The sequence below is a fragment of the Bradyrhizobium sp. genome (assembly GCF_017881085.1).
Taxonomy (GTDB): Bacteria; Pseudomonadota; Alphaproteobacteria; order Rhizobiales; family Xanthobacteraceae; genus Bradyrhizobium.
The window spans coordinates 1-9217 of record NZ_JADGRI010000221.1; the positions used below are offsets into that span (position 1 = coordinate 1).

11 protein-coding genes are annotated in these 9217 nt (G+C 62.6%); 3 read left to right on the top strand and 8 right to left on the bottom strand.

The features are described from left to right. Positions 1–8 precede the first annotated feature (8 nt). Positions 9–308 carry a DUF3572 domain-containing protein gene (locus tag QZ213_RS19325; RefSeq protein WP_291687700.1) on the bottom strand — a complete coding sequence of 100 codons (300 nt, stop codon included), beginning with the start codon at positions 306–308 and terminating at the stop codon, positions 9–11. Between the two features lie 238 nt (positions 309–546). Here QZ213_RS19325 and QZ213_RS19330 point away from each other — a divergent pair, with 238 nt between their 5' ends. Both QZ213_RS19330 and QZ213_RS19335 read left to right on the top strand, forming a co-directional pair. After that, positions 547–912: a response regulator gene (locus tag QZ213_RS19330; protein WP_027538546.1), complete on the top strand. Its 366-nt coding sequence runs from the start codon at positions 547–549 to the stop codon at positions 910–912. Between the two features lie 13 nt (positions 913–925). After that, positions 926–2299 carry a PleD family two-component system response regulator gene (locus QZ213_RS19335; RefSeq protein WP_291687701.1) on the top strand — a complete coding sequence of 458 codons (1374 nt, stop codon included), beginning with the start codon at positions 926–928 and terminating at the stop codon, positions 2297–2299. Between the two features lie 10 nt (positions 2300–2309). Here QZ213_RS19335 and QZ213_RS19340 read toward each other — a convergent pair whose 3' ends face one another. Both QZ213_RS19340 and QZ213_RS19345 read right to left on the bottom strand, forming a co-directional pair. Further along, entirely contained in the window at positions 2310–3506 is a 1197-nt protein-coding gene (locus tag QZ213_RS19340; RefSeq protein ID WP_291687702.1) for a serine hydrolase domain-containing protein, read from the bottom strand. A 59-nt stretch (positions 3507–3565) separates the two neighbouring features. Beyond that, a complete protein-coding gene (locus QZ213_RS19345) occupies positions 3566–4159 on the bottom strand; it encodes a TetR/AcrR family transcriptional regulator (protein WP_291687708.1) in 594 nt (197 codons plus the stop codon). A 162-nt stretch (positions 4160–4321) separates the two neighbouring features. Between QZ213_RS19345 and QZ213_RS19350 the strand changes: the two genes are divergently transcribed. Further along, complete coding sequence (locus QZ213_RS19350; protein ID WP_291687703.1) at positions 4322–5554, top strand: MFS transporter; 1233 nt, start codon at positions 4322–4324, stop codon at positions 5552–5554. A 121-nt stretch (positions 5555–5675) separates the two neighbouring features. On the opposite strand, the gene rpmG is transcribed toward QZ213_RS19350, so the two are convergent. The 5 genes from rpmG to QZ213_RS19375 form a co-directional block, all read right to left on the bottom strand. Further along, positions 5676–5843 carry a 50S ribosomal protein L33 gene (gene rpmG, locus QZ213_RS19355; RefSeq protein WP_045008041.1) on the bottom strand — a complete coding sequence of 56 codons (168 nt, stop codon included), beginning with the start codon at positions 5841–5843 and terminating at the stop codon, positions 5676–5678. A 125-nt stretch (positions 5844–5968) separates the two neighbouring features. Then, positions 5969–7294, bottom strand: a complete 1326-nt coding sequence (locus tag QZ213_RS19360; RefSeq protein ID WP_291687704.1) for an LLM class flavin-dependent oxidoreductase — start codon at positions 7292–7294, stop codon at positions 5969–5971. Positions 7295–7532: 238 nt separating this feature from the next. After that, entirely contained in the window at positions 7533–8279 is a 747-nt protein-coding gene (locus tag QZ213_RS19365) for an NUDIX hydrolase (RefSeq protein WP_291687705.1), read from the bottom strand. Between the two features lie 39 nt (positions 8280–8318). Then, positions 8319–8747, bottom strand: coding sequence for a DUF983 domain-containing protein (locus QZ213_RS19370; RefSeq protein ID WP_291687706.1), 429 nt, complete (start codon positions 8745–8747; stop codon positions 8319–8321). After that, the coding region (locus QZ213_RS19375; protein ID WP_291687707.1) for a S1 RNA-binding domain-containing protein at positions 8735–9217 on the bottom strand (483 nt) is incomplete at its 5' end. The genes QZ213_RS19370 and QZ213_RS19375, both read right to left, overlap by 13 nt.

Below are 9217 nucleotides of genomic sequence, written 5' to 3' on the forward strand. Positions count from 1 at the left end.
GGTGGCGCTCACGGCGGATCGCGCTCCGAGCGGCCCTCATCCAGCGCGTCGCGCGCGGCCGCGATCGTGGTCGGGTCGAGCTTCGAAGTGGCCGCGAACGCCCTCACGGTTCCGTCATCGCGCAGGATGAAATCGAGCACGCTGGCAAGAAAATGCGGATCGGCGGCGGCCGAGCGCAACGTCTCGGGGCCGATCCCGGTTTCGGCCAGAAACAGGCCGAGACGCTCGGCGTCGCCCGCGATGAAGGAAAGCGCCTGAACCGCCACGATTTCAGATACTTCGCGGGGGTTGTGAGTGCGCTTTGTCATCACTGATATTTGCCTTTCCGTAACTTATGGTCTCTATTTTGGAACCATCATGCCCGAGTCTCTCGAACGTGTTCAAGCAAGTGGAAACCGGTAGCCGTGTAGATGAGGCTCCGTCTTAACGGGATAGAGCGAATTTCCGGGCAAACTGCGGCTCGCTGTTAAACGCATTTTCGGGGTGTTGTGGTGTGTCCTGCTCATCTTGCAGGTGGGTTTCTTGATTTCGGATTGGAGGGGCGGGATGGCAAAAACCGTCCTGATCGTGGAGGACAACGAGCTCAATATGAAGCTCTTTCGCGATCTGCTGGAGGCGCACGGCTATCAGACCTCCGGTACCAGCAACGGTTTCGAGGCGCTTGATCTCGTCCGCAAACTTCGTCCCGACCTCATCCTGATGGATATTCAGCTCCCCCAGGTATCCGGCCTCGAGGTGACGCGGTGGATCAAGGACGATCCGGAGTTGCGGGCCATTCCGGTAGTCGCGGTCACCGCCTTTGCCATGAAGGGTGACGAGGAACGCATCCGCGAGGGTGGCTGCGAAGCATATTTGTCCAAGCCGATCTCGGTCGGCAAATTTATTGAAACTGTTCGACGATTTATCGGGTAGGGGAGAATTTTCGATGTCCGCGCGCATTCTGGTCGTCGATGACGTCCCCGCCAACGTCAAGCTTTTGGAAGCGCGGCTTTCGGCCGAATATTTCGATGTGCTGACCGCGTCCAGCGGCGCCGAGGCGCTGGCGGTCTGCGCGCGCGCCGAATGCGACATCATCCTGCTCGACGTTATGATGCCCGACATGGACGGCTTTGAAGTCTGCCGCCGGCTGAAATCCAACCCGGCCACGCACTACATTCCGGTTGTCATGGTCACGGCGCTGGATAGCCCGGCCGATCGCGTGCGCGGGCTGGAGGCCGGCGCCGACGATTTTCTCACCAAGCCTGTCTCCGACATCGTGCTGATCGCGCGGGTGCGTTCGCTTACCCGGCTGAAGATGATGACCGACGAACTGCGCATGCGCGCCATCACCTCGCTCGAGATCGGCGTGCAGGCGCCGGAGCGAAGCGCGGTGGCCGACACCGGGAAGGGCGGCCGCATCCTCCTGGTCGACGACCGGCCGTCGTCCTATGAGCGGCTGGCGCCGGTGCTCTCCACCGAGCACAGTGTCGACGTCGAGATCAACCCGGCGGAGGCGCTGTTTCACGCCGCCGAAGGCAATTACGATCTCCTGATCGTCTCTCTTGGCCTGGACAATTTCGACGGCTTGCGGCTGTGCAGCCAGGCGCGCTCGCTGGAGCGGACCCGGCATGTACCGATTCTCGCCATCGCGGACGCCGACAACAATACGCGTCTCCTGCGCGGGCTCGAGATCGGCGTCAACGACTACCTGCTGCGCCCGGTCGACAAGAACGAATTGCTGGCGCGGGCTCGCACCCAGATCCGCAAACGCCGCTACACCGACGACCTGCGCGACAATGTGCAGAACTCGATCGAGATGGCGATCACCGACGCGCTGACCGGCCTGCACAACCGCCGCTACATGGAAAGCCATCTCAGTACGCTCGCCGAACAGGCCTCGAGCCGCGGCAAGCCGCTGGCGCTGATGATGCTCGACATCGATTTCTTCAAGGCGATCAACGACACTTACGGCCACGACGCCGGCGACGACGTGCTGCGCGAATTCGCTGTCAGGATCCGCAAATCGATCCGCGGCATCGATCTCGCTTGCCGCTATGGCGGCGAGGAATTCGTCATCGTGATGCCGGAAACCGACCTGCATGTCGCCGGCATGGTGGCGGAGCGGCTGCGCCGTTCGATCGCGGGCGATCTGTTCGCGGTCAACAAGGGAACAAAGCGCATCGAGGTTACGATCTCGATCGGCCTGTCGACGTTGGAGGTGAAGGGCGAAGCCGTCGCCGACGTGCTCAAGCGCGCCGACACCGCGCTCTACCGCGCCAAGCATGACGGCCGCAACCGGGTGGTGGCGCAGGCGGCCTAAGCGCGTTTCCTCAGCGCGCGCGCCTTACCGCTTCGTACGCCAGCCTTTTGAACTCGAAGGCAAAGGGATGCATGAACGACATGTGTCGTTGCGTCATCATCAAGCCCGCAACATTCCTTTGTGGTGAAATCCACCATTGCGTGCCCGCCACGCCGCCCCAATAGAGCTCGCCGGCCGAGTCCGGATGGTCGAACGGCGAGGGCTTGAGGATCAGCCCGCCGGCCAGCCCGTATCCCCTGCCGGGAAGCTCGCCTGTCATGGGAAAGCGCATCCAGACGCCGTCGGCCAGCTGGTTAGTCATCATCAACGCAATCGTCTTGGGCTTGAGCAGGGTTGGGCCCCCGGGCAGCAGGCTTCGGATCAGCGCCACCATATCCGGCAAGGTTGAAACCAGGCCGCCGCCGCCGTTGAACCTCGGGACCGGGCGCAAATAGGCCCCCGGATAGGGCGCGTTGTCGTTTCGCGTCAGCCCGGGCTTCAAGGGATCCATCAGGTCTGCGCCGTTGTAATACGAGGCGAACCTGCCGCGATCCTTCTCCGGGACCACAAAGCCGGTATCCACCATGCCGAGCGGACCGAGAATTCGCGCCTGAATGAAGTGATCGAAGGGCTGAGCGCTGATGATTTCGACCAGCCGGGCGATTACGTCTGTCGCGACCGAGTATTCCCATGACGTTCCCGGATGATAGAGCAGCGGCAGGTCCGCCAGCTGGTCGATCATGTCCGCCAGCGGGGTCGCGGGGTTGAGTATCCTGCGCTCATTGTAGGCCTTGAAGATGGCCGTGCCGGGATCGAAAACGCCATAGCTCAACCCCGAGCTGTGGCTCAACAAATGACGAATGGTGATCGACCCCCTGGCCGGTTCCGTCTCGTGCAATGAAACCGCGCCAGGGCGCAGGACTTTGCGGTCGGCAAGCTGTGGGATGAACTTCTCGATCGGATCGTCCAGCCCGAGCAGGCCTTCCTCAAACAGCAGCAGCGCGGCGCAGGAGGTGACCAGCTTGGTGTTGGAATAGACGCGGAAGATGTGATCGACGCGCAATGGCGTTTGTGCTTCCTTGTCGGCCCATCCGGCGCAATTGACATCCACCAGGTCCCGGCCGACCAGCACTGCGGACGAAACGCCGGACAGGATGTTGCCGTCAACGAAGCGCTGCATGGCGGCATGGGCCTGCCCGAAATCGTAGCCGCCGGCGGTCACTTTCATGTCGTCCATAATTTGTTGGATTGCATTCGGACGGGCGACGCTAGCAGCTAAACGGTGCTTCAGGAAGAAGCGGGACGGCGCCTGTCCGTGGCGGGTTGCGGCTTCTCCGCGGCATCTCCGCCAACCTCAACGCCGGCATTTGCCAGCAGCACCGCTGCCGCTTGCTTCGCCGCCCGCGCCATCGACGGATCGTCGCGCACCAGGTCCTGCGCGATGGAGCCGTCGACCAGCAGCGTGAGCTGCGTCGCAAGGCCTTCCGGATCGGGGACATCGAGCTGCAGCAACAGGTCGCGAAACCAGACGCGGCGGCTTTCCTTGAAGGCGATCGCGATCTTCCTGACCGCACGGTCTTCTGTGCCGAGTTCGGCGACCGCGTTGACAAACGGGCAGCCGCGAAAGCCCTTGCTGGCGAAACCCCGCTCCAGCCGGTCGAACGTTCCGAGGATTTGTTCGACGGGCGGCTTGTCGGACGCGGGAACTCGCGTGAAGCGCCGCTCCAGATAGGCCCTGATCAGCGCGTCCTTCGAGGGGAAATGGTTATACAGCGTGCGCTTGGAGATGCCGATCTCGGCGGCGACGGTATCGACGCCGACCGCGCGGATGCCGCGCAGATAGAACAGCCGATCGGCGGTTTCGAGAATCCGCTCTTTCATGTCGGGTTTTTCGGACCGGGACATCTGTACACAGACCTGTGTTGTAGGGCCGCTTGACAGCGGCGGCCGTCTGCATGTTAATTACACAGATCGGTGTAATCAAGCCCGGCGCGACAAGAGACGCGGTTTTCGAACCGGCGGCCACAAGGGAGAACAAGAAAAATGCCCCTGCTGCAACTGCTCCGTCCCACGCTTCCGATCCTGATCGGCGCCTCGGTGATGCTCTCCCTGAGCATGGGCCTGCGCCAGAGTCTCGGCATCTTCCTGCAGCCGCTGACCCATGACGTCGCGATTTCGGTATCGGATTTTACCCTGGCGATTGCGGTGCAGAACCTCGCCTGGGGGTTCCTGCAGCCGCTGGCCGGCGCGTTCACGGTGCGCTACGGTTTTCGCGCCATCATGATGGCGGGCGCGCTGTTCTATATCGCAGGCCTCGCGCTGATGGCGGGCGCGCAGGGCTTCATCAGTGTCATGCTCGGCGCGGGCGTGCTGATCGGGATGTCGCTGGCGTGTACTGCCGCGGCGATTGCGATGTCGGTGGCGGCGCGTGCGGTGCCCGCGACCGTGCGCAGCACGGTGCTCGGCATGGTTTCGGCGGCGGGATCGCTGGGGGCGCTGCTGTCGGCGCCGCTCGGGCAGATCCTGAATGAGGGCTACGGCTGGCGCATCGGTTTGATCGGCTTCGTGATCCTGTCGCTGGCGCTGCTGCCGGCGGCGTGGTTCGCAGGCCGAGTCGACAAGATTCCGCTGCCGCCACGGTCGCATGACGACATCGCCGACACCACGGCCGCGGTGGCGGTGCAAGTCGCATTCGGCAATGCGTCCTTCGTGGTGATGACGTCAGCCTATTTCGTCTGCGGCATGCAGCTCGTCTTTATCACCACGCATTTGCCGTCTTACCTCGCGATCTGCGGCATGGACCCGATGCTGAGCGCGGAGACGCTCGGCGTCATCGGCGGCTTCAATGTGCTGGGCAGCCTGTTCTTCGGCTGGGCCGGCGAGCGCTGGAACAAGCTGGCGCTATTGGGCGGCATCTACATTGCGAGATCGCTGGTGCTGGCCTGGTATTTCATACTGCCGCCGTCGGAGGCCACGACGCTGGTGTTCGGCGCGATGATGGGATTCTTGTGGCTCGGCGTCGGGCCGCTGGTGGCGGGCGCGGTCGCCGAACTGTTCGGCCTGCAATGGCAGGCGATGATCCAGGGGCTCGCCTTCATGAGCCACCAGCTCGGCAGTTTCCTCGGCGCTTACGGGGGAGGGCTGATCTACGACCAGCTCGGCTCCTACAACCTTGCCTGGCGGATCGGCGTTGCGGTGGGGCTGGCGGCCGGCATCGTGCAGGTGGCGTTCGCGCTGATCCGGCCGACGCGGCCGCCTCTGGCTGCCACGGCGTAGCGCGTTTTCGAGCGAAGTGGAGGCCGGTTCGCGTGAAGAGAACGCGTCAAACGAAGGGCCGCGCTGCCAAAATAAAAACGGGGCCATGAAGGCCCCGCTCAAGTCTGCATGTCCCGCGATTTTACTTGATCTTGGACTCGCGGAATTCGACGTGCTTGCGCGCGACCGGGTCGTACTTCTTCTTGACCAGCTTGTCGGTCATGGTGCGAGAATTCTTCTTGGCGACGTAATAGAAGCCGGTGTCTGCCGAGGAAACGAGCTTAACCTTGATGGTGACCGCTTTGGCCATGTTCAGGACCTCAAATATCAGGGGAATCTGGAGCCGGCCAATCGACCCGCATTTGCCGGGCAACCTAGCTTCAAACAGCCCAAAGTCAAGGTTTTGCCGGCAAGAACTGGCGAGAATCCGGGCGATTAGGCCTCGAAGAACCGATTTTTCGGCCTCGGCAGCCCCAGATTCTCCCGCAGGGTCCGGCCTTCATACTCCTTCCGGAATATCCCGCGCTTCTGCAGTTCCGGCACCACCTTGTCGACGAAATCCTCGAGGCCTGCGGGCAGGAACGGGAACATGATGTTGAAGCCGTCGCAGCCGTGACCGGTCAGCCATTCTTCCATCTGATCGGCGATGGTCACCGGCGTGCCGACGAAGGCGAGGCCGCCATAGCCGCCGGCGCGCTGAGCGAGCTGGCGCACGGTCAGCTTGTCGCGGGCGGCGACATCGACCAGCCGTTGCCGGCCGCTCTTGCTCGCATTTGTTTCCGGGATCGGTGGCAACTGGCCTTCGGGATCGAAGCCTGAAGCGTCGGTGCCCAGCTGAACCGACAGCGAGGCGATGGCGCTGTCGTAATGCACCATGCTGTCGAGCTTTGCCCGCTTCTCCCTGGCTTCCTCGACGCTGTCGCCCACGACCACGAACGCGCCGGGCAGAATCTTCAAATGCTCGGGGTCGCGGCCTACCTTTTCCATGCGGCCCTTGATGTCGGCATAGAGCTTCTGCCCGTCGGTGAGGCTGCCGCCGCCGGTGAACACCGCTTCCGCCGTCTCCGCCGCGAGCTGCTTGCCGTCTTCCGATGCGCCGGCCTGGACGATCACCGGCCAACCCTGCACCGGCCGGGCGATGTTGAGCGGGCCGCGCACCCTGAGATATTTTCCCTTGTGGTTGAGCACATGCATTTTGGCTGGATCGAAGTAGAGTCCTGTTTCGACGTCCCTGACAAACGCGTCGTCGGCGAAGGAATCCCACAAGCCCGTCACGACGTCGTAGAATTCCCGCGCGCGCTTGTAGCGTTCGGCGTGCTCCATGTGATCGTCGAGCCCGAAATTCAGCGCCGCGTCCGGATTGGATGTGGTGACGATATTCCAGCCCGCCCGACCGCCTGAGATGTGATCGAGCGAGGCAAAACGGCGGGCGACATGGTAGGGCTCGTCAAACGTGGTCGAGCCTGTTGCGATCAGCCCGATTCGTTCGGTGGCGCCCGCCAGCGCCGACAGCAGCGTGAACGGCTCGAACGAGGTCACGGTGTGGCTGCGCTTGAGCGCAGAGATCGGCATATTCAGCACGGCCAGATGGTCGGCCATGAAGAAGGCGTCGAATTTCCCGGCCTCCAGTTTCTGGATCAGCTGTTTGATATGGCCAAAATTGAAATTGGCGTCCGGCCAGGCGCCGGGATAGCGCCACGCGCCGGTATGAATGCTGACCGGCCGCATGAACGCGCCGAGCTTGAGTTGACGTAATGCCATTGCCCCGTACCGTCGTGGTTGTTGTTACGGAAACACATAGGCGTGACGTAAGCCGATGCCATCGGAGACGCGCAGAAGATTATTTTGTTTTTTGCGGGTTGACCGACACAATCGTCATTCCGGGATGCGCCGTCAGGCGCAGACCCGGAATCTCGATGTTGTTGGCGTGAGATTCCCCGATGTGCAATTGCACATCGTAGTTCGCGCTTCGCGCGCCCCGGAATAACGGGAGGGAGCGTTACCCCCCCAACACGTCCTTCTGCATCTTGCCGCCGTAAAAATGGAAGAACGGTACCGGCGCGTCGTGGCCCAGCGGCCCCGTGGCGAGACGCTTTTCGAGTTCGTTCAAAACATTCCTTGTCATGGGATGCAGGTCGGCCAAGGGTTTCGAACCGAGCTCGACCCAGACCAGTTCGACCAGTTCGGCATCGGCATGGATCACGCCCTCGACGCGATGGGCGATGGCGGAGGCGTCCGCGGTGAAGAAGCGGGTATCGAAGCGCCGAACACGTCCAGGAGGCGTGATCGCGCGCGCGATCATAAACAGGCCGGATGGGTCGGGCAGCAGGCCTGCCTCGGTAAACGACTTCCATGGGCCTTCCAGATCAGGCACAGCACCATTGCCCTTGCGTCCCAGACAAAGGCCGGTTTCCTCGCAGGCCTCGCGGATGGCGGCAATCGTCAGCGAGCGCGCGCGGGATGCGGTAATTTTCGGGCTGCCCTTCAGGAGGTTTTCCTCCAGCGCCTTCGGGATGGGGGCAGCCACGGGAACGCGGTTGTCGGTCTTGTCGACGCGGCCGCCGGGAAAGACGAACTTGCCGGGCATGAACACCACCTTGTCGTGGCGTTTGCCGACCAGAACTTTCGGCGTCGAGACGGTGCGGTCGACCAGGATCAGCGTGGCGGCGTCGACCGGGCGGCGATAGGGGTGATGATCGGCTTCTTTCTCTTCCTTGACCGTCTCGCTTTTTGCCGTCTCGTTCATTTCGCTCCCGCCGCGTTTCTTGTTCGCGAAACCGTCCGACTATTCTGTCGGATTTTGTTCGTCAAATCCATGCATGCGTAACGCCCATTGGATCGCGACCACTGCGCCTTTCACCGGTTGCAGCAAGACCAGTGACAAAATCAGGGTGAGCGGCAGATAGATCGAGAGCTGCAGCGGTACCGACGGCGAATAGTCGGTTTCGATCCACAGGATCGTTGGCACCACGATGTGGCCGACGATGACGATCACGAGATAGGCCGGCAGGTCGTCGGCGCGATGGGGTGTGAAATCCAGTTGGCAAACCGAGCAATGATCGTCGACCTTCAGGAAGGCGCGAAACAGCTTGCCCTGGCCGCAGCGCGGGCAGCGGCCGCGAAAGCCGCGCTTCAAGGCAGTCCAGACATCGCGCTTTTCGGCCGCTCCGGTTTCCCGGCTCCAGACGATGGGATGGGCGTTCACGTTTTCCATGACTTGCCTTTCTTGGACTTGCCCGACTTCGGTTTTCCGGACGTCGATTTTCCAGACGCCGATTTCCCAGACGCCGATTTCCCAGACTTGGCTTTGCCTGGCTTGTGATCCATCTTGTGCGGGCTTCGGCCCGGATGCGCTTTCGTCGGCGGCCTGGAAATATCCTGGCGCTTGCGGCCGCGCGGGGCGAGATTGCCTTCCGACAATAGCTCGAACCGCAGCGCGCCGGCGACCGGCGCAGCTTCTACCAGACGGACGTCGACCACGTCACCCAGCCGGTGCATGGCACCGCTGCGCGAGCCGACCAGTGCGTGGCGGGTCTCGTCGTAGTTGAAATATTCGGTCCCCAGCGTGCGGATCGGGATCAGGCCGTCGGCGCCGGTATCGGAGAGTTTGACGAACAGGCCGGCGCGGGTGACGCCGGAGATACGGCCCTGGAAGGTTGCCCCGATGCGGTCGGCAAGGAAATG